The sequence below is a fragment of the Actinokineospora baliensis genome, from assembly GCF_016907695.1.
Taxonomy (GTDB): Bacteria; Actinomycetota; Actinomycetes; order Mycobacteriales; family Pseudonocardiaceae; genus Actinokineospora; species Actinokineospora baliensis.
Genome location: NZ_JAFBCK010000001.1, coordinates 4440827 through 4465558 on the forward strand (window position 1 = coordinate 4440827; position 24732 = coordinate 4465558).

Annotated in this window: 18 protein-coding genes and 1 CRISPR repeat array; of the genes, 7 read left to right on the plus strand and 11 right to left on the minus strand. The window is 72.4% G+C overall.

Annotated elements, in window-relative coordinates; translation table 11 throughout:
* The 5 genes from JOD54_RS20400 to JOD54_RS20420 are packed head-to-tail and all read left to right on the plus strand — an operon-like array spanning nt 1 to nt 8895.
* The gene (locus tag JOD54_RS20400) at nt 1–1389 is read left to right on the plus strand and encodes an aspartate aminotransferase family protein (RefSeq protein WP_204452078.1); all 1389 of its coding nucleotides are present in this window, start codon (nt 1–3) and stop codon (nt 1387–1389) included.
* Nucleotides 1386–2246, plus strand: a complete 861-nt coding sequence (locus JOD54_RS20405) for a homoserine O-acetyltransferase/O-succinyltransferase family protein (protein ID WP_204452079.1) — start codon at nt 1386–1388, stop codon at nt 2244–2246. The genes JOD54_RS20400 and JOD54_RS20405 overlap by 4 nt, the downstream gene beginning before the upstream one ends.
* On the plus strand, nt 2243–3505 hold the full coding sequence (locus JOD54_RS20410; RefSeq protein WP_204452080.1) for an aspartate kinase: 1263 nt from the start codon (nt 2243–2245) through the stop codon (nt 3503–3505). The genes JOD54_RS20405 and JOD54_RS20410 overlap by 4 nt, the downstream gene beginning before the upstream one ends.
* Nucleotides 3498–4829 carry an MFS transporter gene (locus JOD54_RS20415; RefSeq protein WP_204452082.1) on the plus strand — a complete coding sequence of 444 codons (1332 nt, stop codon included), beginning with the start codon at nt 3498–3500 and terminating at the stop codon, nt 4827–4829. Before JOD54_RS20410 ends, JOD54_RS20415 begins: the two co-directional genes overlap by 8 nt.
* Nucleotides 4819–8895, plus strand: a complete 4077-nt coding sequence (locus tag JOD54_RS20420) for a non-ribosomal peptide synthetase (RefSeq protein WP_204452083.1) — start codon at nt 4819–4821, stop codon at nt 8893–8895. Before JOD54_RS20415 ends, JOD54_RS20420 begins: the two co-directional genes overlap by 11 nt.
* A gap of 120 nt (nt 8896–9015) precedes the next feature.
* Nucleotides 9016–9471: a CRISPR direct-repeat array (repeat unit 29 nt; unit sequence GGGAACAGCCCCGCTTGCGCGGGGAGGAC).
* Between the two features lie 61 nt (nt 9472–9532).
* On the opposite strand, the gene JOD54_RS20425 is transcribed toward JOD54_RS20420, so the two are convergent.
* The 7 genes from JOD54_RS20425 to JOD54_RS35665 all read right to left on the minus strand — a co-directional run bounded on the left by JOD54_RS20425 (nt 9533) and on the right by JOD54_RS35665 (nt 16378).
* Nucleotides 9533–10672, minus strand: a complete 1140-nt coding sequence (locus JOD54_RS20425) for a 4-hydroxybenzoate 3-monooxygenase (RefSeq protein ID WP_204452084.1) — start codon at nt 10670–10672, stop codon at nt 9533–9535.
* A complete protein-coding gene (gene pcaDC, locus JOD54_RS34345) occupies nt 10669–11847 on the minus strand; it encodes a bifunctional 3-oxoadipate enol-lactonase/4-carboxymuconolactone decarboxylase PcaDC (protein WP_443601600.1) in 1179 nt (392 codons plus the stop codon). Before pcaDC ends, JOD54_RS20425 begins: the two co-directional genes overlap by 4 nt.
* The gene (gene pcaG, locus JOD54_RS20435; protein ID WP_204452085.1) at nt 11783–12382 is read right to left on the minus strand and encodes a protocatechuate 3,4-dioxygenase subunit alpha; all 600 of its coding nucleotides are present in this window, start codon (nt 12380–12382) and stop codon (nt 11783–11785) included. The genes pcaDC and pcaG overlap by 65 nt, the downstream gene beginning before the upstream one ends.
* Nucleotides 12379–13086, minus strand: coding sequence for a protocatechuate 3,4-dioxygenase subunit beta (gene pcaH, locus JOD54_RS20440; RefSeq protein ID WP_204456401.1), 708 nt, complete (start codon nt 13084–13086; stop codon nt 12379–12381). Before pcaH ends, pcaG begins: the two co-directional genes overlap by 4 nt.
* A gap of 59 nt (nt 13087–13145) precedes the next feature.
* Nucleotides 13146–13796: a CoA transferase subunit B gene (locus JOD54_RS20445; protein WP_204452086.1), complete on the minus strand. Its 651-nt coding sequence runs from the start codon at nt 13794–13796 to the stop codon at nt 13146–13148.
* Nucleotides 13796–14560, minus strand: a complete 765-nt coding sequence (locus JOD54_RS20450; protein ID WP_204452087.1) for a CoA transferase subunit A — start codon at nt 14558–14560, stop codon at nt 13796–13798. Before JOD54_RS20450 ends, JOD54_RS20445 begins: the two co-directional genes overlap by 1 nt.
* A 162-nt stretch (nt 14561–14722) precedes the next feature.
* A complete protein-coding gene (locus tag JOD54_RS35665) occupies nt 14723–16378 on the minus strand; it encodes an IclR family transcriptional regulator domain-containing protein (RefSeq protein WP_204452088.1) in 1656 nt (551 codons plus the stop codon).
* A gap of 156 nt (nt 16379–16534) precedes the next feature.
* Between JOD54_RS35665 and JOD54_RS35175 the strand changes: the two genes are divergently transcribed.
* A complete protein-coding gene (locus JOD54_RS35175) occupies nt 16535–17377 on the plus strand; it encodes a polysaccharide deacetylase family protein (RefSeq protein ID WP_204452089.1) in 843 nt (280 codons plus the stop codon).
* A gap of 510 nt (nt 17378–17887) precedes the next feature.
* On the opposite strand, the gene JOD54_RS20465 is transcribed toward JOD54_RS35175, so the two are convergent.
* The 4 genes from JOD54_RS20465 to JOD54_RS20480 form a co-directional block, all read right to left on the minus strand.
* The gene (locus JOD54_RS20465; protein WP_204452090.1) at nt 17888–18664 is read right to left on the minus strand and encodes an AfsR/SARP family transcriptional regulator; all 777 of its coding nucleotides are present in this window, start codon (nt 18662–18664) and stop codon (nt 17888–17890) included.
* 148 nt (nt 18665–18812) lie between these two features.
* Nucleotides 18813–19928: a DUF8189 domain-containing protein gene (locus tag JOD54_RS20470; RefSeq protein WP_204452092.1), complete on the minus strand. Its 1116-nt coding sequence runs from the start codon at nt 19926–19928 to the stop codon at nt 18813–18815.
* 202 nt (nt 19929–20130) lie between these two features.
* Complete coding sequence (locus JOD54_RS20475) at nt 20131–21504, minus strand: aspartate aminotransferase family protein (RefSeq protein WP_204452094.1); 1374 nt, start codon at nt 21502–21504, stop codon at nt 20131–20133.
* Nucleotides 21505–21517: 13 nt separating this feature from the next.
* Nucleotides 21518–23008: a CoA-acylating methylmalonate-semialdehyde dehydrogenase gene (locus JOD54_RS20480; RefSeq protein WP_204452096.1), complete on the minus strand. Its 1491-nt coding sequence runs from the start codon at nt 23006–23008 to the stop codon at nt 21518–21520.
* A gap of 127 nt (nt 23009–23135) precedes the next feature.
* Here JOD54_RS20480 and JOD54_RS35670 point away from each other — a divergent pair, with 127 nt between their 5' ends.
* Nucleotides 23136–24731: a PucR family transcriptional regulator gene (locus JOD54_RS35670; RefSeq protein ID WP_204452098.1), complete on the plus strand. Its 1596-nt coding sequence runs from the start codon at nt 23136–23138 to the stop codon at nt 24729–24731.
* Nucleotide 24732 lies beyond the last annotated feature (1 nt).

Here is a 24732-nt window from a genome sequence, read left to right on the forward strand (position 1 = left end):
ATGACCACCATCGACCGCCCGGTCGAGCAGCGGGGAACCGACCTCTCCGTGCCCGGCCCGCAGGGGCAGCTCCTGCTCGCCGCGCAGGAGGAGACCGAGTCCTCGGCCAGGACCTACCCGCGCAGGCTGCCGATCGCGATCGCGCACGCGCGCGGACCGCACGTCGTCGACGTCGACGGCAGGCGCTACCTGGACTTCCTGACCGGGGCCGGGGTGCTCGCCCTCGGCCACAACCCGCCGGAGCTGGTCGCCGCGGTGCGCGCCCAGCTCGACGTGCTCACCCACGGCCTCGACCTGCCCACCCCGGTGCGCGCCGAGTTCGCCCGCCGCCAGCTCGACATGCTGCCCGCGCCGATGCGCGGCAACCGCAAGATCCACTTCTGCGGGCCGACCGGGGCCGACGGGGTCGAGGCGGCGATCAAGCTCTGCAAGAAGGCGACCGGGCGGGGCGGGGTGATCACCTTCCAGGGCTCCTACCACGGTTCCACGCACGCCACGATGTCGTTCACCTCGGAGGCGGCCCCGAAGGAGGGGCTGGCGAACCTGCTGCCCGGCGTGCACTTCAGCCCGTTCGGCTACTGCCACCGCTGCCCGTTGAGCCTGACCCCGGACCAGTGCGGCACCCGCTGCGCGGCGCTGCTGGAGAACACGCTGCGCGACACCCACGGCGGGGTGCCCAAGCCCGCCGCGATCCTGCTCGAGCTGGTGCAGGGTGAGGGCGGTGTGGTGCCCGCGCCGGTCGAGTTCGTCCAGCGGGTCGCCGCGCTGGCCGCCGAGCTGGACATCCCGCTGGTGGTCGACGAGGTGCAGACCGGCTGCGGCCGCACCGGCACCTGGTTCGCCTTCGAGCGCTACGGCATCGAGCCGGACGTGGTCGTCGCCAGCAAGGGCCTGTCCGGCATGGGCCTGCCGGTGTCGATCATCCTGTACCACCGCAGGCTCGACGGGTGGGCGCCCGGCAGCCACATCGGCACCTTCCGCGGCAACAACCTGGCCTTCGCCAGCGCACTGGCCTTCCTGGACGTGGTGGCCCGCGACGACGTGCTCGGCAACGCCCGCCGCGTCGGCGACCACCTGCTCGACGGGCTGCGCGCCCTGGCGGTCGACTCGCCGCTGATCGCCGACGTCCGCGGTGTCGGGATGATGCTCGGCCTGGAGATGCGCGGCCTGCCCGCGGCGGGCGCGAGTGCCACCGAGGTCGCCGCCAGGGTGCAGCGCGCCGCGTTGCGCGCCGGGCTGATCGTGGAGATCGGCGGCCGCGAGGACTGCGTGGTGCGCATGCTCCCGCCGCTGGACCTCAGCCCCGAGCTGGCCGACCAGGCCCTGGCCGCGCTCGCGAGCGCGGTCCACGCCGTGGCCGCCGAACTGGCCGAGGAGGCGGGCCGATGACCTCGACCCTCCCACGGGCCCACGCGCCGCACGTGCGCCCGCGCCACCTCGCCGCGCCGCCGCGGGTCGGGCTGGTCAACCTGATGCCCCGGGCCGCGGAGTTCGAGCGGATGCTCACCCCGCAGTTCGCGGGTGCGGCCCCGTTCGAGGCGGTGTGGCTGCGCGTACCCGGTCGCACCTACCGCAACGACGACCCGGCCGACCTCGGCCACTACGTCGACCCGGCGGACATGGGCGATCTCGACGCCGTTGTCATCACCGGTGCCGCCGTCGAACACCTGCCGTTCGAGCAGGTGGGCTTCCTCGGCCACGTCGCGGACGTGCTCGAACACGCGTCCGCTCGGGCCCTGCCGGTGCTCGGCCTGTGCTGGGGCGGCCTCGCCGTCGGGTACCTGCGCCTGGGGCTGCGCTCGCACGTGCACGAGGTGAAGGTGACCGGGGCGTACGAGACCGACCTGCTGGTCGCCGACCACCCGATCGGCGACGGCCTCGACGACCGGTTCTGGACCGCGCACAGCCGCCAAGCCGGTTTCGACGAGCACGACGTCGCCGCCGCCGTCGCCGCGGGCACGGTCCGGGTACTCGGGCGGGCACCCGCGCCCGCGGGCACCGTGATCGCGGAGTCCACCGACCACGCGCTGCTCATGCACGTCGGACACCCCGAGTACGACGGGGGTCGGATGGCCTACGAGTACCACCGCGACAGCGCGGCCGGGCCCGTCCCGTTGCCCGCCAACGTGTCCCTCGACGACCCGGTGTGCCGGTGGCGCAGCCACAGCCGCACCTTCCTGGCCAACTGGGTGGAACTGGTGTACGCCGCCGCGCTCGCGCGTGCCGGGGGCGGTGGTACCCGGTGACCGGGCCGGCCGAGTCCGGCCACCCCGACGCGGGGCGGGCACCGGGCGGCCAGGGCACGGTGGTGTGGAAGTTCGGCGGCACCTCCGTCGGCGACGTCGACCGGCTGCGCGCCGTGGCGGCCCGGCTGGTGGCCGCCAACCGCGCTGGCACCAGGGTCGTCGCCGTCCTGTCGGCGATGGGCGGCAGCACGGACGACCTGGTGCGGCAGGCCCACCAGGTCGCCGCGGTGCCGGAGCCGCGCGAGTTGGACGCGCTGCTCTCGGTCGGGGAGGGCGTCTCGTGCGCGCTGGCCGCGATCGCGGTGCACGAGCTCGGCGGACGCGCGGTGTCGCTCACCGCGGCCCAAGCGGGCATCTACAGCGACGCGAGCCACGGCAACGCCCGGCTGTTGCGCGTCGACCCGGGGCCCATCACCGCAGAACTCGACCGCGGCCGCATCGTGCTCGTCACCGGCTACCAGGCGGTGTCGCCCCGGGGTGATGTCACCACCCTCGGGCGGGGCGGGTCCGACGCGTCGGCGATCGCCGTGGCCAGCGCGTTGGGGCTGCGCGAGTGCGTCATCTTCACTGACGTACCCGGGGTGTTCACCGCCGATCCCAGGGTGGTGCCCGAGGCGAGCAAGCTGACCGACCTCGGCCACGACGAGATGCTGCAGCTCGCCGACTCCGGCGCCAAGGTGCTGCAGACCAGGGCCGTGGAACTGGCCGCGGCGCACGGCATCGACATCCACGTCCGGTCCAGCCTGTCCGACGAGCCGGGCACCCTGGTCGGCGGTGGGGGCCGGGGCGCCACGGCCGTCGACGGCGGCCGGGTCTCCGGCATCGCCCACTTCGGGCACGACCCGATCTTCCACATCCCGGGCACCGGGGCGGGCCCGGTGTCGGCCGCGCTGGCCAAGGCCGGGATCGCGGTCGGCTCGGTCATCGTCGAGGCGGTCGGGGTGCGGTTCACCGCGCCCGGCGCGGAGACCGCCCGGGTGCTGGCCACGCTCGCCGAGCAGGGCCTACCCGGCACGGTGCGCGACGACCTGGGCAGCGTCAGCGTCGTGGGCTCGCTGGCCACCGACCGGGTCGCGGTCGCGGCCACGGTGATGGCCACCCTGCAGGACGAGGGCGTGACCGTGCAGCTGTTCACCACCTCGCCGAACCGGGTCTCGGCGCACGTGCCCGCCACCGACGTCGCCACCGCGGCCAGGGCGCTGCACCGCGCCTTCGGCCTCGGTGCCGACCAGGCGCTGGAGGTGGGCGTCGGTGGCTGAGCAGAACGCGCCGCGGCGGTTGACCCGCGACCGGGACTTCCTGCGCTTCTGGGGCGGGGAGACGGTGTCGCTGGCGGGCGCGCAGGTGGCCGAACTCGGCCTGCTGCTCGTCGCGGTGATCACCCTGTCCGCCGGGCCGCTGGAGATCGGCCTGTTCAACGTGGCCCGCTACAGCCCGATCCTGGTGTCGCTGCTGGTCGGCGTGTGGTTCGACCGGCACCGCAGGCGCCGGGCGCTGATCGCGGCCAACCTGGGCCGGGCCGCGCTGGTCGCCCTGGTGCCGCTGGCCGCGGCGACCGGGACCCTGACGATCGGCCTGCTCTACGCCATCGGGTTCCTGCTCGGCCTGCTCACCGTGGTCTTCGACGTCGGCTCGCTGTCGTACGTGCCGAGCCTGGTCGAGCCCACCCAGCTCGCCGAGGCCAACGGGCGCATCCAGACCAGCTACTCGGTCGCCGGGATCGCCGGTCCCGGCCTGGCTGGCGCGCTGGTCGGGCTGCTCACCGCGCCGTTCGCGCTGCTGGTCACCACCGGCTCCTACCTGGTGTCGGCGCTGAGCATGACCCACATCCGCAAGCCGGAACCCCCGCCGCCACCGCCGGAACCGGGTGTCGGGACGCGGGCGATGATCGCCGAGGGCATCCGCGCGGTCTTCGGCGACCGCGTGCTGCGCAACCTGGCCACCCAGTCGGCGACGTTCAACCTGTTCGAGAACGTCGTCACGACCCTGTTCGCCGTGTACGCGGTGCGCGAGCTCGGGCTCAGCGCGGGCCAGCTCGGCTTCGTCATCGGGGCCGGTGCCGTGGGTGCGCTCATCGGCGCGGTGACGTGCGCCCGGCTCACCCTCGGCGTCGGTCTCGGCCGGGTGCTGCTGCTGGCCACCCTGCTGGGCTGCGCGTCCCCCCTGGCGCTGATCGCGCCGGGCGACGCCCAGCCCGCCGCGCTCGCGGTGCTCGCCGTCGGGCTCGCCGTGCACGGGTACGCGCTCGCGGTGTTCAACGTCAACGCGCTCACCCTGCGCCAGTGCGTCACGCCCGCCCGGCTGCTCGGCCGGATGAACGCCAGCTACCGGCTGCTGCTGTTCGGCACCATCCCGCTCGGCGCGCTGCTGGGCGGCGCCCTCGCCGCGGCCTTCGGGCTGCGCACCGGGCTCGTCCTGGGCGTCGTCGGCCTGATGCTGCCGATGGCCTGGGTGCTCTTCTCGCCGGTCTACCGGCTGCGGGCCATGCCCGCGCCACAACCAGAACCCCCCGCAGTGGCAAGCGATCCCGGGCGGGAGCCCGCGACCGAAGGAAAGGATCGGGAAACCGGTTATGTTGTCTGACGCCGACCGCACCGCCATGCTGGCCCGGCTGCGCCAGGGCCGAGACCTCCAGGTCGACCACATCCCCCGCCGCCCGGCCTTGGTCGAGCAGCTGCCGCTGTCGTTCGGGCAGGAGCAGCTGTGGTTCATCGACCAGCTCGCCCCCGGCCAGTCCACCTACACCATCGCGGGCACCCTGGAGCTGACCGGCCCGCTGGACCGCCAGGCGCTCGGTCGCGCCGTGGACGCCGTCGTCGCCAGGCACGAGGTCCTGCGCACCCGGCTGGTCACCGACGACGCGACCGGCTCGCCGGTGCAGGTCGTCGACCCGGCGGTCCCGGTGCCGGTGCCGCTGGTCGACCTGACCGCCCTCGACCGCGACGAGCTGGCGGCCAGGGTCGAGGCGGTCATCGGCGAGGAGGCCGCCCGGCCGTTCGCCCTCGACCGGGGCGCCCTGCTGCGCACCACCCTCGTGCGCCGCGGACCCGAGTCGCACTGCCTGGTCATCGTGGTCCACCACGCCGTGTTCGACGGCTGGTCGTTCGGGGTGTTCACCGCCGACCTGCTCGCCTGCTACACCGCCGAGGTCACCGGGGCGCCGCACGGGTTGGCCGAGCTGCCCGTGCAGTTCGCCGACTACGCGCTGTGGGAACGGGACCGGCTGCGCGGCGCCGTGGCCGACGACCTCGTCGAGTACTGGCAGCGCACCCTGGCCGGCGCGCCCGCACTGCAGCTGCCCACCGACCGCCCGCGCCCGGTGGTGCAGACCTACGACGGCGACGTGGTCACCATCGAGCTGCCCGCCGAGCTCGCCGCCGCGATGCGCGCGCTGGCCCGCGGCGCGGAGACGACGGTGTTCACCGTGCTCATGGCCGCCTTCCAGGTGCTGCTGCACCGGTTCAGCGGCCAGGACGACATCGTGGTCGGCACCGTGAGCGCGAACCGGGGCAGGCCGGAACTGGCCCCGCTGGTCGGCTACCTGGTCAACACCCTCGCCATCCGCGGCGACCTCAGCGGCGACCCGGCCTTCCGCGAACTGCTGCGCCGCACCCACACCACCGTCCTCGGCGCCTACTCCCACCAGGACCTGCCGTTCGCCAGGCTCGTCGACGCGCTGCGGGTGCACCGCGACCCCAGCAGGCACCCCGTGTTCCAGGTCGGCCTGCAGCTCGCCGACGGGACCGGCGCCGACCACGAGGCGGCCGGGGTGAGCGTGCGGCCCTCGGCGGTGACCAGCACCGCGGCCAAGTTCGACCTGCTGCTGGCAGCCGCGGAGCACAGCGAGGGCATCGGCGTCACCGCCTCGTTCGCGACCGCCCTGTTCGACCGGGCCAGCGTGGTGCGCCTGCTCGGCTGCTTCCGCGTCCTGCTCGAGGGGATCGTCACCGACCCGGACCGCCCGCTGTCGCGGCTGCCGCTGCTCACCGCCACCGACCGGCACCGCGAACTGGTCGAGTGGAACGACACCGGCACCGAGCACCCGGACCGGTGCCTGCACGAGGTGTTCGAGGCCCGGGTCGCCGCCACGCCCGACGCCGTCGCCGTCGTCCTGGGTGCCGAGGAGGTCAGCTACGCCGAGTTGGACGCGCGCGCCAACCGCGTCGCCCGGCGGCTGCGCGAGCTGGGTGTCGGCCCCGAGCGGCTGGTCGGGATCTGCATGCGGCGCTCCACCGACCGGATGGCGGCCATCCTCGGCGTGCTCAAGGCGGGCGGCGGCTACGTGCCGCTCGACCCCGAGTACCCGGCGGCCCGGCTGGGGTTCATGGTCGAGGACGCGCACATGGAGGTCGTGGTCACCGACAGCGCCAGCGCGGCGGCCGTGCCGGGGGAGACCGGGCACGTCCTCGACCTGGACGGGCACGACCTGTCCGACGTGCCCGCCACCGCGCCCGGCTACCCGGTCGACCCGTCGTCGGTCGCCTACGTCATCTACACCTCCGGCTCCACGGGCAAGCCCAAGGGCGTCGTCGTGGAGCACCGCAACGCGGTGGCCTTCGCCACCGGCGAGATCGAGCACTGGCCGCTGGGCCCCGGTGACCGGGTGCTGCAGTTCGCCTCGCTCAACTTCGACGTGTCCGTGCTGGACATGTTCGGCGCGCTGCTGTCCGGGGCCTGCCTGGTGCTGGCCGAGAGCCAGACGCTGCTGTCGCCGCCCCGGCTCGCCGAGCTGATCCGCGCCGAGCGGATCACGTTCATGTGCCTGCCGCCCGCGGTGCTCAACCTGATCGCCGACGAGCGGTTCCCGGACCTGCGGGTGGTGATCGCGGGCGGCGAGGCGTTCTCCTCGGACCTGGTCGCCAAGTGGGCGCGGCCGGGGCTGCGGTTCATCAACGGCTACGGCCCGACCGAGACCACCGTCGGCGCGACCATGGCCCAGTGCGCCGACGACGGCGTCGACCCGCCGCCGATCGGGCTGCCGCTGCCCAACTACACCGCCTACGTCCTGGACGCCACCATGGAGCCGGTGCCGGTCGGCGTGGCGGGGGAGCTCTACATCGGCGGCAAGGGGGTCACCCGCGGGTACCTGAACCGGCCGGAACTGACCGAGCAGCGGTTCGTGCGCGACCCGTTCAGCGCGGTGCCCGGTGCCCGGCTCTACCGCACCGGCGACATCGCGCGGCGCAGGCCAGACGGCAACCTGCAGTTCCTCGGCCGAGCCGACGACCAGGTCAAGATCCGCGGCTTGCGCGTCGAACTCGGGGAGATCGAGTCGACGCTGGCGGCCCACCCCGCGGTCGCCCAGGCGGTGGTGGTGGTCGGCGCGGACCGGACCGGGGACAAGCAGCTCGTCGGCTACGCGCGGCTCGCCACGCCCGGCGCGGTGACCCCCGCCGACCTGCGGCTGCACATGGCCGACCGGCTGCCCGGGTTCATGGTGCCGCCGCACCTGCTGGTGCTGGAGTCGTTCCCGCTCAACGCCAACGGCAAGGTCGACAGGTCCCGGCTGCCCGACCCGGCCGAGGCCGGGGCGGGTACCGGCAGCACGCCGCCGCGCACCGTGGTGGAGACCGTGCTCGCCGACATCTACGCCGACCTGCTCAACCTGCCGGAGGTGGGGGTCGAGAGCAGCTTCTTCGACCTCGGCGGCAACTCGCTGCAGGCCATGCAGCTGATCACCCGCCTGCGCCGGGACCTGGCCGTGGACACCGACGTGACGACGATCTTCCTCTCACCCACGGTCGAGCGGTTGGCCGCCGTGCTGCGCGACCAGCACGGCCTGCCCGACAGCGACCTCGACAGCGGCGCGGAGATCGCCGCGGGCACGGCGGCCGCGGCGGCGGGCACACCACTGGTCCGGCTCTCCGACGGGGCGGGCACCACGCCGCTGCACCTGGTGCACGCGATCGGCGGCACCGTGTACGCCTACGCCCCGCTGGCCGCGGAACTGGCCGACGACTACCAGGTGTGGGGCGTCGAGGCGGCGGGCCTGCGACCGGGGGAGGAACCGATCGCGTCGCTGGCGGACATGGTCGAGCGGTACGTGGAGCGGATCCGCGCCGTGCAGCCCGAGGGCCCGTACCGGGTCGGCGGCTGGTCCTTCGGCGGCCTGGTCTCCCTGTGCGTCGCCGAGGCACTACTGGCCCGCGGCGAGCAGGTCGCGTTCGCACTACTGCTCGACGCGCCGATGCAGGTGCACGGCGAGGTCACCCAAACCGAACGGGAACTCGCGGGCTTCTTCGTCGCCGACGCCGCGCGCACCCTGGGCCCGGACGCGGGCCCGCCCCCAGACCCCACCACCACCCCCGTCGACGACCAACTGGCCTGGCTGGCGGGCAAACTCGGCGCGGTCGGCGACCCGACCGAAGCCACCGCCAACATGACAACCCGCTTCGCCGTCTACCGAACACACCTGCACACCATCGCCGGCTACCAACCCCCCGCGGTGGACGTGGACACGGTGATAGTGGCCGCGGCCAAGTCGACCGACGCGGGCGCCGAATGGGCAGAAGCCCTCCCCGGCCCCACCCACCACGCCGTAGTCCCCGGCGACCACTACACCTTCCTCACCGGCCGCTCAGCCACCGCCATAGCCCTCACCATCGCCGCCGCCGAACAACGCATCACCACCCGCACCGCCGCCCACTGACCAGGAACGGCCGTGGAGCCCGGGATCCCTTTGATCTCAGGCTCCACGGTCGTTTCTGAGGAAGACGGCCCGCTCGCGCGGGGAGCACGATCCCGACGCCCGACAGGGCGGTGGGTTCATGGGAACAGCCCCGTCTGCGCGGGGAGGACTGGTTCCGCAGTGTGTGCCGCACGCTGCGTCCGGGAACAGCCCCGATTGCGCGGGGAGGACCCGCCCGCGTTGCGGCACCTCTACGTGGACAACGGAACAGCCCCGCCTGCGCGGGGAGGAGGTGCGCGCGATGGACAAGGTGGCCGCCGGGCTAGGAACAGCCCCGCTTGCGCGGGGAGGACCATGAACTTCCCCGGGTTGGACAGCGCGGCGTGGGAACAGCCCCGCTTGCGCGGGGAGGACTCGGTGACGGCCACGATCCCGTGCCGGGACCGGGGAACAGCCCCGTTTGCGCGGGGAGGACGCCTCGATCGCTGGGCCCCTGTACGTGGCGTGGGGAACAGCCCCGCTTGCGCGGGGAGGACCCGAATGCAAAGGGGGCTAGCAGTGCGGATGCGGGAACAGCCCCGCTTGCGCGGGGAGGACACTTCCTGACCAGGGAGGTTATCAGCCGCAGCGGCCATTCCCTTCACTTTCGAAACCCTCCTCACCCTGCCGCGATACCCGTGTACTCCTCAGCGAAGCTGGTCGCCGCCGCGCGGGACGTCGTTATCTGCCGTAGGCGGGCCAACTGGAGGTGGGTGTCGAAGTCGGTTTGATCGGGAGCCACGTGCAGGGTGGTGGTCATGAAGTGGGAGAACTGCTCCGCTCGCCACACCCGGCGCAGGCTGGTGTCGGAGTAGGCGTCCAGCAAGGCCAGGGATCCGGTGTCGTGCAGGTGGGTGAAGGCGGCTGCCAGGAGCGTCACATCCGCAGCGGCCAGGTTGAGGCCTTTGGCGCCGGTGGGCGGGACTATGTGGCCCGCGTCGCCCGCTAGGAACAGGTTGCCGTGGCGGAGGGTGGGGGATACCCAGGCTCTCATGGGTAGGACGGACTTGGCGGTGATGGGGCCCGGGTTCGGGCGGTGGTCGCCGAAGCGGGCTGTCAGTTCTGCCCAGATGCGGTCGTCGGGCCAGTGGGTTGGGTCGGTGCCGTTGGGGACTTGCAGGTACATGCGGCTCACCGAGGGGGACCGCATGCTCGCCAGGGCGAAGCCGCGTGGGGAGTGCGCGTACACCAGTTCGTGGTGCATCGGCGGCGCTTCGGCCATGATGCCGAGCCAGGAGTGGGGGAAGGAACGCTCGAAACCGGTGCCGGGGACCAGTGACCTGGCCACGCCGTGGAAGCCGTCGCAGCCGACCACGTAGTCGCAGGCCAGGGTTCGGTCGCCGTGGTGCACAACCGGACGACCATCCACATCGGACACTCCGGAGACCGGGGTGTCGAACAGCAGTGGCAGGTCGTCGGCGATCCGCAGTGCGATGAGGTCTTTGACCACCTCGGTCTGGGCGTAGATCCACACCCGAGAACCGGTGGTGTCGAAGAAGTCCACCCGGTGTGCGGAACCGTCGAACACCAGGTCGATCCCGTCGTGGGGGAGTCCTTCGCGCTCCAGTCGATCGGCCGCACCTGCCCGGCGCAGTGTGTCCACTGTGGCCTGTTCGAGGATTCCCGCGCGCTGCCGCTGTTCGACGTGTTCGCGGCCTCGGCTCTCGAACACCACGGCGTCGATCCCGGCCAGGTGCAGCAGCCTGCCCAGCAGTAACCCGGCCGGGCCCGCGCCGATGATCCCGACCAGCATGCTCATCCCAGCTCTCGTTGTGCGATGGCGAAGGCCGCGTTCGCGGCGGGAACTCCGCAGTAGATCGCCGACTGGAGCAGGACTTCGCCGATCTCCTCGCGGGTCAGCCCGTTGGTCAACGCCGCTCGCACGTGCATGGCGAGCTCGTCGTGGTGCCCGAGCGCGACCATCGCCATCAGCGTGATGCAGCTGCGGGTGCGCCGGTCGAGACCCGGTCGGGTCCAGATCTCGCCCCACGCGTACCGGGTGATCAGGTCCTGGAACGGTGCGGTGAACGGGGTCGTCGCCGCGATCGCGCGGTCCACGTGGGCGTCGCCGAGGACTTCGCGCCGAACCCGCATCCCAGCGGAAGTAGTTGTCTCGCCGAGGAAAGCCAGCAGCGCCGCGGTCACCGCGTCTGGCTGGTCGACTCCCGCGAGGTGTGCGGCGCCACTGATCTCGGTCAGGTTCGAGTTCGGGATCCCGTCGACCAGTTCACGCGCCCGCTCGGGAGGTGTCGCCGGATCGGCTCTGCCCGCCACGACCAGGGTGGGCGCCTGGATCTCCGACAACCGGTCGCGAATGTCGAATGTGGACAACGCGTCGCAACACGCGGCATAGCCCGAGGAGTCCACAGTGGTCAGATCCTCGACAAGTCGTGCGCCGAGCGGAGACCGCGCCGTCCCGGGGTCGGCGAACCACCGCGCCAAAGTCGGCTCCACAAGGGACGAAATGCCCTCGGTGCGCACGAAATCCGCTCGATCCCGCCACTGCTGCGCATCGCCGAATCGGGCTGCCGTGCACACCAACACCAAGCGGCCCAGCCGTTCCGGTGCCAACAAAGCCAAAGTGGACCCGATGGCGCCGCTGATCGAGATACCAGCGTAGTCAAACCGGCTCCACCCCAACGAATCCGCCATCTGGAGCACCAGATGCGCCAGATCCTCCATAGTGGACCCGGCAGGAAGTGGCGGCGTGCCACCGTGTCCTGGCAGCTCGAACCGGGCGATCCGCCACCTCCGCGCCAAAGCGGGCATCTGCGGGTCCCACACCGCCGACGTCGTACCCACCGACGGGCCCAGGATCAGCGGTGGCCCCTCGGCGGGGCCATCGAGCCGGTACCGCAGCGACAGGGGTTCAGCGGAAGTCAAAGAACACCGTCTCCTCCTCGCCCTGCAGCCGGATGTCGAACCGGTACACACCAGCGCGTTCCCGCCGCGCGAGCAGCGTCGCCAGCCGACTGTCGGGCAGGTCCGGGAACTGTGCCCGCAAGCCGTCGGCGTGCTCGGGCAGGTACACCCGGGTGTGCAGGTGGTGCAGCAGTCCGCGGGCGAACACGGCGACCGCCAAGTACGGGACCGCGCCGGGCCGGTGCGGTCCGGGCGCGACGGTGCGCACAGCCCAGTGCCCGTCGGCGTCGGTCGGCACCCGGCCGAAACCGGTGAACGCCGTGCCGTCGCGGCCGATCACCTCACCGGTCACCTGGTCGTGCCGCAGCGAACCGGGGGCGCCGGTGAGCGACCCGTCCCGGTCGGCCTGCCAGATCTCCACCAGCGCGTCCGGGATCGGGACCTCGGCGCCGTCGAACACCTGCCCGTGCACGGTGATCGGGTCGGGGTCGCCGTCCACGGCGATGCGAGCGCCACCGGCGAAGGGCAGCGCGTACCCGAAGAACGGGCCCACGGTCTGCGCCGGGGTCGGTGGGAGCGAGTGGGAACGCGGTGCGGAAGGGGTCATCGATCCTCGAACAGCGTGCGGGATGGTCCACCCAGGACAATGTCCCAGCGGTACCCCAGTGTCCACTCGGGAAGCGACAGCTCGTGGTCGTAGACGGCCACCAGGCGGTCGCGCGCGGCCTGGTCGGTCACCGACCGCAGCACCGGGTCGTAGGGGAACAGCGGGTCGCCGGGGAAGTACATCTGGGTCACCATGCGCTGGGTGAACGCGGTGCCGAACAGCGAGAAGTGGATGTGCGCGGGTCGCCACGCGTTGAGGTGGTTGCGCCACGGGTAGGCGCCGGGGCGGATCGTGGTGAAGGAGTACTCACCGTCGTCGTCGGTCAGGCAGCGGCCGGAGCCGGTGAAGTTCGGGTCCAGCGGCGCCGGGTGCTGGTCGAGGTCGTGGGCGTAGCGGCCTGCGGCGTTGGCCTGCCAGACCTCCACCAGCTGACCGGCCATCGGGCGCCCGGCGCGGTCGAGCACCCGGCCGGTGATGGTGATCCGCTGACCCGCCGGTTCCCCGGTCTTGCCCAGGGTGAGGTCGTTGTCCAGCGCCGACACGTCGGTCACGCCGAACACCGGCCCGGTCAGCTCCACCGCCTCGGGGTCCACGACCGGCAGCGGGGCGTGCTTGGGGTGGCGCAGCGCGCTGCTGCGGTACGGCGGGTAGTCCCGGGTGGGGTGGTGCGGGTCCGGCGCCCCCACCCGGTCGGCGGCGGCCATCGCCGCGTCGATCTCCCGCTGGGTCGCGGCGTCCGGGATCGAAGTCCGCGGTGACCTGCTCATCGGCGTGGCTCCCCTCGGCTCGTGCGCAGCTCGGCGCCGGTCTTGGCGGCTACCTCGGCCTCGGTGACCCCTGGCGCGAGCTCCACGAGCTCGACGGCTCCCGCGCCCACGTCCAGGACGGCCAGGTCGGTCACCACCCGGTGCACGCAGCCGCGCCCGGTCAGCGGCAGCGTGCACCGCCGCACGAGCTTGGGCGCGCCCTCCTTGGTGGTGTGCGTCATGATCACGATCACCCGGCGCGCGCCGTGCACCAGGTCCATCGCCCCGCCGATGCCGGTGACCAGCTTGCCGGGCACCGCCCAGTTGGCCAGGTCGCCGTCGGCGGAGACCTGCATCGCGCCGAGCACGGCGGTGTCGATGTGCCCGCCGCGGATCATCCCGAACGACAGCGCGGAGTCGAAGTAGGCGGCGCCGGGCAGCACCGTGACGGTCTGCTTGCCCGCGTTGATCAGGTCCGGGTCGACCGCGTCCTCGGTCGGGAACGGCCCGGTGCCCAGGATCCCGTTCTCGGACTCGAGGGTGACCCGCACGCCGGGCGGCAGGTGCTCGGGGATCAGCGTCGGCAGCCCGATGCCGAGGTTCACGTACTCGCCGTCGCGCAGTTCGGCGGCGGCCCTGGCGGCCATCTGGTCGCGGGTCCAGGCCATCAGTCGGCCCGCCCGCGCACGGTCCGGAACTCGATCTTCTTGTCGGCCGCCTGCTCCGGGGTCAGCTCGAGCACCCGCCGCACGAACACCCCTGGCAGGTGCACGTGGTCGGGGTCGATCTCGCCCGGCTCGACCAGCCGCTCGACCTCGGCGATGGTCACCCGCCCGGCCATCGCGGCCAGCGGGTTGAAGTTGCGCGCGGACTTGGCGAACACCAGGTTCCCGTGCCGGTCGCCGACCGCGGCCCGCACCAGCGCGAAGTCGGTGCGGATGCCGCGTTCCAGGACGTACTCGACGTCGTCGAACACCCGGGTCTCCTTGGCCGGGGAGGCCAGCGCGACCGTGCCGTCGGGGTGGTAGCGCCACGGCATGCCGCCCTCGGCGACCTGGGTGCCCACCCCCGCCGGGGTGAAGAACGCCGGGATGCCGTGCCCGCCGGAGCGCAGCCGTTCGGCCAGGGTGCCCTGCGGGATCAGCTCGACCTCCAGCTCACCGGCGAGGTACTGGCGGGCGAACTCGGCGTTCGCGCCGATGTAGGAACCGGTGACCCTGGCGATGCGCCCCGCGGCCAGCAGCACGGCCAGCCCGGAGTCCATGGCGCCGCAGTTGTTGGAAACCACGTGCAGCCGGGCAACCCCGGCCGCGTGCAGCGCGTCGATGAGGGTGGTGGGTACTCCGCTGAGCCCGAACCCGCCGACGGCCAGGCTGGCGCCGTCGCCGACGTCGGCCACCGCCTCCTCGGCGCTGCCGATCACCTTGTCCATGCGCCGCCCGCCCGGTCGTTCGCCTGGTGAACTTGTCTTCACCAGTGTTGGCGACATCGAGTGTCCGGCCAGCCTGGCGGACCTGTCAACCGGACCGGAAGCTTGGCCCGGCGCGGGTGGGCTGCTCGGTCGAGGCGGCCGGGCCCGTTCAGCCGCCCCTAGTCACACCTTCGGCACCGGGGCGAAGCGCTGCGTCACGTGCAGGTCCGCCTCGATCGCGGCGGCCGCGGCGCGCAGCCGGGGGAGCACCTCGACGACGCATTCCGCGCTCGTGCGGCGTTCGCTGTGCATCGCGACGTTCACCGCCGCGACCACCGCGCCCGCCCGGTCGCGCACCGGCACCGCGATCGAGCGCACCCCGACCTCCAACTCCTCGTCGACGATCGCGTACCCGTCCCCGCGCACCTGGTCGAGCGCGTCGACGAGCCCGGCCCGGCTGGTGATGGTGCGCGGGGTGAGCGGGTGCGGCTCCAGACGGTCCAACCGCGCGCGCAGTTCGGCGGGCGCGAGGCTGGCCAGCAGGACCCGGCCCATCCCGGTCGCGTACGCCGGGAACCGGGTGCCGAGGGTGATCTCGATGTCCATGATCCGCCGGGTCGCGGCCCTGGCGACGTACTGGATGTCGCGGTCGTCGTCGGCGGCCACCGCCAGCGACGACGAGTCCCGCACCTGCGCGGCCAGCGCCTCCAGGTGCGGGGTGGCGATCCTGGCCAGGGTGGTGGCCGCCAGCACCGGCACCCCCAGCCCCAGCACGCGCGGGGTCGGGCGGAAGCGGCCCGCCTCGGTGCTCATGTACCCGAGGTGGACGAGCGTGATCAGGGCCCGCCGCGCGGTCGCCCTGGCGAGCCCGGTGGCGCCCGCGACGGCGCTCAAGCCCAGCTCCGGCCGATCCGCGCCGAACGCGGTCAGCACGGTCAGTCCTCTCGCGAGGGATTCGATGAATTCCCGGCCGAGTTCCTGCTTGGACGCACCGGTCCACGCCGCCAGGCCTATCGCCGGGTCGCCGGGGTCCGCGAGCGGGTGGTCGTTCGCGAGCTCGTGCTCCATCGCCGCGACCGCGGTCCGCAGGCAGGACAACAGGTGCTCCCGCAACGACTCCGCGCTGTGCCGACTGGTGTGGCTGGACACGCTCGCGACACACGCGACTGTCCCGTCCGGTCGCCGCACCGGGACCGCGAGCGCGACCAGGCCGCGCTCGATGAACTGGTCGTCGAGCGCCCACCCGCGCTCGGCGGCCATCTCGACCTGCACCGGGAAGTCGGGGATGGGGCCCTGCCTCGGGCTGACCGCGGGAAAGCCCTGGTCGTGGGGGTCCGCGGCGCGGCGCGCCCGCCACCGCGCCCAGTCCACTCCGGTCCACCCGGTGGCCACGACCGCGCCCGCGGCGGTGCGCTCCGCGGGGAGCAGGTCGCCGATGCCGAAGGTCAGGGAGACGGCCCGGCGCCGGGTGGCGTGCTGGATGAAGCGGACGCCGTCCCCGTCGCCGACGGCCAGGGACACCGACTCGTCGAGCTCCTCTGCCAACCGCAGCACCGTGGGGCCCAGGCGATCCGGCAGGCCCAACGCCGCGAGGTAGGCGTTGCCCAGTTCGAGCAGCCGCGGCGCCAGGGTGACCTCGCGGCGGTCCACCCGCAGGTAGCCCATCCGGGCCAACGTCGCCACCACCCGGTCCACCGTCGACCTGGCCAGGCCGCTGGCCCGCTGCAGTTCGCTCTGGCTCAGCGAACCACCCGCGTCGGTCAGCAGCCGGGTCACCAGCAGCCCCCTGGTCAGGGGCGCGACGGCCTCCACCGGGGTGTCGGTCTCGTCGGGTGGCATCTGCTCTCCGTAGTGGTCAGCGCTAGACCATAAACGACCGTGGGTGGCCCCTGCCCAGTGTGCTCCTGCTCGCCTGCCGGGCGGTCCCGTTCGACGACCCACATACAAGATCATCTAATGGTGGTCCTGCTCGGTCGGCCGCGCATAGGGTGCGCCATGCTCAAGCGCCTCGTCCTCACCACGGCCGCCCTGCTGCTGGCCGTGGCCACCCCCGCGGCGGCCGCGCCCACCTCCGAGATCGTCTACACCACCAGGACCAGCGGCCAGGTCCTGGCGCTCACCTTCGACGACGGCCCGTCGCCGGAGTGGACGCCCCGGGTCCTGGACCTGTTGCGGGAGACCAAGACCCGCGCCGTGTTCTGCCTCGTCGGCTCCGAGGTGGTGAAGTACCCCGACCTGGTCAAGCGCATCGTCGCCGACGGCCACCCGGTGTGCAACCACACCTACGGCCACGAGAACCTGGCCACCCTCACCCCAGAGCAGGTCCGCGCCAACCTGGTCGCCACCAACGCCGCCATCCGCCAGGCCGCGGGCAACCCCACCCTGCCCATCCCGTACTTCCGCGCCCCCTTCGGCATCTTCGCCGCCCCCATCACCGACATCGCCGCGTCCCTGTCCCACACCTCCCTGGCCTGGACCGTCGACCCCCAGGACTGGGACGGCTCACCCGCGCCGGTCCTGGTCCAACGCCTCACCGCCCAGGCCTACCCCACCGCCATCCTCCTCTCCCACGACGGCGGCGGCGACCGTTCCGCCACCGTGGCGGCCTACCAAGACCTCATCCCCCGCTGGAAAACCGCCGGCTACACCTTCGACCTCCCCGCCACCACCGGCGGTAGCCCCACCCCCTGCACCGCCCCCACCTGGAACCGCAACACCACCTACTTAGTTGGCACCCGAGTAACTCAGGACGGCAAGCTCTACCAAGCCAACTGGTGGACCCGCCTGGAACGCCCCTCCGCCGCACCGTGGACGTGGACCCCCCTCGGCCCCTGCTGATCTCTCGTCGTTGAGTCCGGCCTCTTGGCAGAGGCCGGACTCTTTTCTTTGATGGCTGCTATCCGGGTCTCGCGGTTCACTATGTGGTATCTAGATAATGGGCTTTGGGGTGGGGAAGGTTGGGGGAAGCCGGTTGGGCGAGCAGAAGCTGTATCCCGCACCCCGCCGAGACGTCCGGACTTTCGCGCATTGATGACCACTGGACACTCGGAACCTCCGGTGCCAAAGCAACCACCCGACCCCGCCCACCCAACCCAGCCACTGGACACTCGGAACCCGAGGTGCCAGATGCTCGATGGGGCGGACTTGTTTTGCGTGGGGTGGCGGCAGTCGTAGCGTTCTGCGCGGACAGGGCCACGCTTTTCGGCCCCAGCTTTGCGGTCCTGCCACGACTGGCGCAGGGGCCCCACGCAAAACAAGTCCGCCCCATCGAGCACCCCCACCCACCACGGACCCGATGCAATGCCGCAGGCGAGCCGACGACGAAGCCGCCGCCCCATCGAGCCCCACTCACATCGCGGACCGAGCCGCAAGATCCCGAAGCGACGAGCCAGACACCACCCGGTGCAACGCGTCCCGCAACACCGGTCCCGGCTCCAACCCGTACTCACCCACCAACCGCGCCCGAATCGTGTTCAGCACAGCCACCGCCTCCGCCCGCCTCCCGCACATGGTCAGCAACCGCCCCCAACTCGCGTACACCGCCTCATCCATCGGCCTCTCCAACGCCAACGCCGCCAACGCAGGCACCGCCACCACATGCCGTCCCGAATCAATCGCCGCATCAGCCAAAGCGCACGCCGCCGCTGTCCGGGTGAGGTCCCATCCCGCTGTAGCAGGGAAATCTGCGGCGACCGGATGAGCATCCAGCACCGGCCCCCGCCACAACGCCAACGCGGCAGCCAACTTGCGCAGCCGCACACTAAGCGGCGCACCAGGATCCAAGCCCAGCGCCGCCAGGCTCTCGAACTGACCAGCGTCCAACGTCCACGGCCCCAGTTCCAACCGGTACGAGTCGTCGTCGCGGCCTATTCGGGCGCCGGGGAACTCGGTGCGGAGCCAGGCGCGGAGGCGGGAGATGGCCACGTGCACCGACTTCATGCCCGACGGGGGTGCCGAGTCGGGCCAGGCGAGGGTGAGCAGGTGTCGGCCGGGGACGGCGCGGCGGGCTATCAGCAGGGCCATCAGGACGACCCGTTGGACGCCTGCCGGGGTGGGGCGGTCGAGGCCGAGGCGGTGGGCGCGGAGCGGGCCGAGGACGTCGAACCCGCCGCTGTCGTCGGGCACCTGGCCTCCCGTTGTCGGTGATGGGCCACCACCGACTATGCCACTGTCCACACGCACCGTGGGGTGATGGCCCGGTGCGGCCAACCGTGTCCGGCGGGTCGGCTGACCGCCCTGGATGGAGCAGGCGGTCAGCCGACCGGGCACCGGATCAGTCGGTGATGGTGAACCGTGCGTACGCGCCGTCGGGTTCGCGCTGCGCGGCCGACCAGATCTGGCGGTCGGTTCCGACGCCGAAGACCTGGAGTCGGCCGTCGACGTTGACGCCGACGGCGGCGCCGCCGGTGAAGCGGCCGCCGAGGGAGCTCGGGGTGCCGAACGAACCGGTGCCCGCCGACGTTTCCACGACGGTCCAGAAGGCGTTGTCGGCGCCGCGACCGAAGACACTGATGCGGCCGTCGGCCTGCCTGCTGGTGGCGAACTGGTCCGCGGTCCAGCTGCCGCCGAGGTAGGTGTAGCTGCCATAGGCGCCGCTGGGTTCGAGCTGCGGCAACGTGTACAGCGCGTTGTCGAGTCCGCGGACGAACAGGTGCACCAAACCGTCCACGCCGCGCTGGGCGACTGGGGGCGTGTTGATGGCGCCACCGAGGTAGACGTAGTCGGCCTCCCAGGCGCCGGACGCCTCGGCCTGCGTCTTCACGTAGACAGCGTCACCGCCGCCGCGGACGAAGGCGACCAAGCGGCCGTCGGACTGGGCGACGATGGCGGGGGAGCCGATGATGCCGCCGCCGAGGTCGGCCCAGCTGCCGGTCGGGCTGCTCGGGCCGTCCTGCTTCCAGGTCCACAGCGACCCGAGCGTCCCGCGCACCAGCACCGACAGCGACCCGTCGGCGTTGCGGCCCGCGGCCGGGTCGTCGGTGAGGCTGCCGCCGATGCGCACCCACGGACCGAACGTGCCCGCGTCGGTCTGGGTGCGCCACCACAGCGCGTTGTCGGTGCCGCGGGCGAACACCACCAGGTGCCCGTCCGCGTCGCGCTCGACGACGGGTTTGCCGCCGAGCTGCCCGGTGCCGATGTTGCGCCAACCGTTCCAGCCGACCCCGGGCACCGCCTGGGTGTCGTACCACAACGACCGGTCCGCACCTCTGGCGAAGGCGACCAGCCTGCCGTCGACATCACGCCCCACCGCGGGGCTCAGCGTGGCGACCGGCCCGAACGTGACGTCGTTGGGCTTGTTCTGGCCCGCCCCCGCGGACCCGGCCACCCCCACAGCGACCGTGGCGGCCGCGACCCCGGTGATCAACGCCCGACGCAGCAACGTGCGCATCGTGGTTCCTCCCGCCCGCTCCCCGAGGGGGCATGACCTGCCCGCCACTGGCCGGGGAGCGTTGACGAGCCGATGCTGGCGTCGCCCGGTTGCCCGGTGCTTGCCGCGCGCTTGCCCGGCGCTGATGCCGTTGCGGGACAACCTGTTCGTGGTCCCGCCGGTCACCGCCCGTGCACCGGACGGCGGCTGTTCGGGTGTCGCGTCACAGCAGTTTCGCGGCCTCCGTCAGCGTCTCCCGCAGGATGCGCTCGATCTCGTCGAACTCCTCCTGCCCGCTGATCAGCGGCGGCGCCACCTGCACCACCGCATCGCCCCGGTCGTCCGGCCTGCAGTAGAGACCGTTGTCGAACAGGGCTCGCGGCAGGAAGCCGCGGATCAGCCGCTCCCGTTCGTCTGTGTCGAGCGTTTCCTCGGTTCCGGCGTCCTTCACCAGTTCCACGGCCCAGAAGTACCCGTCGCCGCGGACGTCTCCCACTATGGGCAGGTCCAGGAGTTTGCGCATGGTGGCGCCGAAGGCGGCTTCGTTGGCCAGGACCCGCTCGTTGAGGCCCTCTGACTCGAACAGGTCGAGGTTGGCCAGGGCCACCGCGGCGGCGACCGGGTGGCCGCCGAAGGTGTAGCCGTGGGGGAAGACCGTCTTGCCCGTGAGGAACGGCTCCACCACGCGGTCGGTCGTGATCATGGCGCCGATCGGGGCGTAGCCGGAGCTCATCCCCTTGGCGCAGGTGATGATGTCGGGCTGGTAGCCGAACTTCGAGCACGCGAAGGTCGCCCCGTGCCTGCCGAACGCGCAGATCACCTCGTCCGACACCAGCAGCACGTCGTACTTGTCGCAGATCTCGCGGACCCGCGCGAAGTACCCCGGCGGCGGCGTCAGGCACCCGCCGGAGTTCTGCACCGGCTCCAGGACCACCGCGGCGACGGTGTCCGGGCCCTCGAACAGGATCGCCTCTTCGATCCGGTTCGCGGCCCACTGTCCAAACGCGACCGGGTCGTCGGCGTGCTCGGTGGCCCGGTAGAAGTTGGTGTTGGGGACGCGGAACCCGCCCGGGGTCAACGGTTCGAACTGCTGCTTCATCGCGGGCAGGCCGGTGATGGCGAGCGCTCCCTGCGGCGTGCCGTGGTAGGCGACCGCGCGGCTGATCACCTTGTGCTTGAGCGGGCGGCCGGTGAGCTTGAAGTACTGCTTGGCGACCTTCCACGCGCTCTCGACGGCCTCACCGCCGCCGGTGGTGAAGAAGACGCGGTTGAGGTCGCCGGGGGCGGCGGCCGCGAGGCGTTCGGCCAGCTCGATCACCGGGGGAGTGGCGTAGCCCCACACCGGGAAGTACGCCAGTTCCGCAGCCTGCGCGGCCATCACCGACGCCAGTTCGGCCCGGCCGTGGCCCGCCTGCACGACGAACAGGCCGGAGAGGCCGTCGAGGACCCGCCTGCCCTGGTCGTCCCAGATGTAGGCGCCCTCGCCGCGGGTGATCACGGGGGTGCGGGGGGCGGAGAGCCGGGTGAAGTGCGGCCACAGGGTCCCCCAGCCGGTCTGGGCCGGACCAACCGCGGTGGAGTGCTCGGTGAGCGTCATGTCCCGTCCTCGTTCAGTCGTTGCGGGGGAAGCCGAGGTTGAGGCCGCCGTGGTCGGCCTCGGGCCAGCGCGAGGTCACGACCTTGCCCCGGGTGAAGAAGTGCACGCCCTCGGTGCCGTGCGCGTGGGTGTCGCCGAACAGCGAGTCCTTCCAACCGCCGAACGAGTAGTAGGCCACCGGCACCGGGATCGGCACGTTCACCCCGATCATGCCGACCTCGACCTCGTTCTCGAACCGCCGCGCGGCGCCACCGTCGTTGGTGAAGATGGCGGTGCCGTTGCCGTACCGGTTGGCGTTGACCAGGGCCAGCGCCTCGGCGTAGCTGTCGACCCTGACCACCGACAGCACCGGGCCGAAGATCTCGTCGGTGTAGACCGTCATCTCGGGCGTCACGTGGTCGAGCAGCGTCGGGCCGAGGAAGAACCCGTTCCCGTCGGCGTCCGGCTCGACCTTGCGCCCGTCCACCACGACCCGTGCCCCGTCCCGTTCGCCTGCGTCGACGTAGCCCGCCACCCGGTCGCGGTGCTCGGCGGTCACCAGGGGACCCATGTCGCAGCCGCGCCGCCCGTCCCCGGTGCGCAGTCCGCTGGCGCGCTCGGCGATCGCGGCCACCAGCGGGTCGGCGATTTCGCCCACTGCGACGACCACGCTGATCGCCATGCACCGCTCGCCTGCGGACCCGAATCCGGCGTTCACGGCGGCGTCGGCGGTGATGCCCAAGTTGGCGTCGGGTAGCACCACCATGTGGTTCTTAGCCCCGCCGAGCGCCTGTACGCGCTTACCGGCAGCGCTAGCGCGCTCATGGACGTACTGCGCCACGGGAGTTGACCCAACAAAGGACACGGCCTTGATCGCGGGATGGTCCAAGAGGCCGTCCACGGCTTCCTTGTCGCCCTGCAGCACAGTGAACACACCGTCCGGCAGGCCTGCCTTTTGCCAGAGCTCGGCGAGCAACAAGGCCGCCGACGGGTCCTTCTCGCTCGGCTTCAGCACTACGGTGTTGCCCGCGGCGATCGCGATCGGGACGAACCACAGCGGCACCATCGCGGGGAAGTTGAACGGGCTGATCACCGCCACCGGTCCCAGCGGTTGCCGCAGCGAGTGCACGTTGACCCCGGTGGAGGCGTTCTCGGTGTACCCGCCCTTGAGCAGGTGCCCGATCCCGCACGCGAACTCCACCACCTCCAAGCCGCGCGCCACCTCCCCCTGCGCGTCGGACAGCACTTTGCCGTGCTCGGCGGTGATGATCGCCGCGACGTCGTCCTTGGCCGCGTCGAGCAGCTCGCGGAACGCGAACAGCACCCGCGTGCGCCGTGAGAGCGCGGTGTCGCGCCACCCGGGGAACGCCGCGGCGGCCGAGGCCACCGCCCGCTCGACCTCGGCGGGCCCCGCAAGCGACACCTGGCGCGCCACGGCACCGGTGGCGGGGTCGAACACGTCCCCGGTGCGCCCGCCGGGCGAGAGCGCCCCGTCGATCCAGTGCGCCACGATCTCCGCGCTCATCCGCTTCCCTCCGCCGAGTGGTCTTCCCCCAGCTTCCGGCCGGTGGGGTTCCCCCGGCCAGTGACACATTGACGCTGATCCGGCGCGACACGCGACGGTGTGTAAACCGCCGTGTTAGGGTCCGGCTGTGTACCCCACGGTGGCGGAGGTGCTCGCCACACCCAGCGTCCAGGCGGGCCACCCCCGGGTGCGCGCGGGCGAGGAGAACCTGGACCGCCCCGTCCGCTGGGTGCACGTCAGCGAAATCAGCGATGTCGCGGGCACCTTGGCGGGCGGCGAGCTGCTGCTGTCCACCGGGATCGTCGCCACCGCGCCGGGCGCGGACCTCGCCGCCTACGTGACCGCGCTGGCCGAGGCGGGCGTGCGCGGGCTCATCGTGGAACTCGGCAGGCACCTGCCCGCGCTGCCCGAACCCATGGTCCGCACCGCCCGCAGACTCGGGTTCCCGCTGGTCGAGCTGCGCCGCACGGTGCGCTTCGTGGAGATCACCGAGGCCGTGCACGCGCGCATCCTCAACGTCCAGCACGAGCGGCTGCGGTTCACCCAGCAGGTCAACGCCGTGTTCACCACGCTGACCGTCGAGGGAGCCAGGGTGGAGGAGGTGCTCGACCAGGCCAGCGCCCTCGGCGGTCACCCGGTCGTGCTGGAGGACCTGGCGCACCACGCGATTGCGTTCAGCGGCACCACCCGGGCGGGGGAGTTGCTGCGCGACTGGGAGGCCCGGTCGCGGCTCGCCGCGGCGGCGGGGGAGACGGCAGTGGCGGGCCCGGAGCAGTGGCTGTGCACGCCGGTCGGGCCTCGCAGGGGCCGGTGGGGAAGGCTGGTCGTGCCGATGTCGGTGGCTGACCTCGACCACGTCACCGCCGTGCTCGAACGCGCCGCGGCGACCCTGGCGATCACGCGCATGCTCCAGGGCGAAGGCCGTGACGTGGCTCTGGACGCGCACGGTGGTCTGTTGCGGGACCTGCTCACCGGTCAGGTCACCGACGAGCAGGCCATGAACGCCCGGCTGCGTGCCCTGGGCCTGCGTGCCGGACGCGCCTACGCAGTCCTCGTCCTCGGCGTGCCGGGCGACCCCTCCGTCGACGCCGACCAGGCCGTCCTCGCCGCCGCCGCAGCCACTGCCCGCGGCCAAGGCCGAGCCGCGCTGACCGGCATCACCGCCCCCGGCCGGGTCGCCGTCGTGTTCTCCTGCGCCGCCGAGACCGACGAACCCGAGGCGGTCCGCTCGTTCCTCTCGGCCCTGGGACCCCCTCTCCCCGAGGGCACCTTCGCCGCCGCGTCGACCCCGACCACCCGGCTCACCGGCCTGTCCGCCGCGTTGGCGGAAGCCACCCACGTCGCCAACGCCGTGGCGGCCGCCCCCGGGCGTGTGGGGGAGCGGGAGGTGTACCGCAGCCGAGACCTCGGCGCGCGCGGCCTGCTCTGGTCCCTGCGAGCCGACCCCCGGCTGCACCAGTTCGCCGAACTGCAGTTGGCCCCCCTCCTCCGCCACCGAGTCCTCCGCCCCGGCGACGAACAGGACCTGCTCGACCTGCTCCGCGCCTATCTCGCCGCCAACGGCAACGTGGCGGTCCTGGCCCGCGCCCTCCACCTCAGCCGCCCCGCTGTGTACGCCCGCCTAACCCGCCTCACCACGGTCCTGGGCCATGACCTCACCGACGCGGAAACCCGCCTCTCTCTCCACCTGGCCGTCCTGGCCTACGACCAAGCCGCGCTTTGAC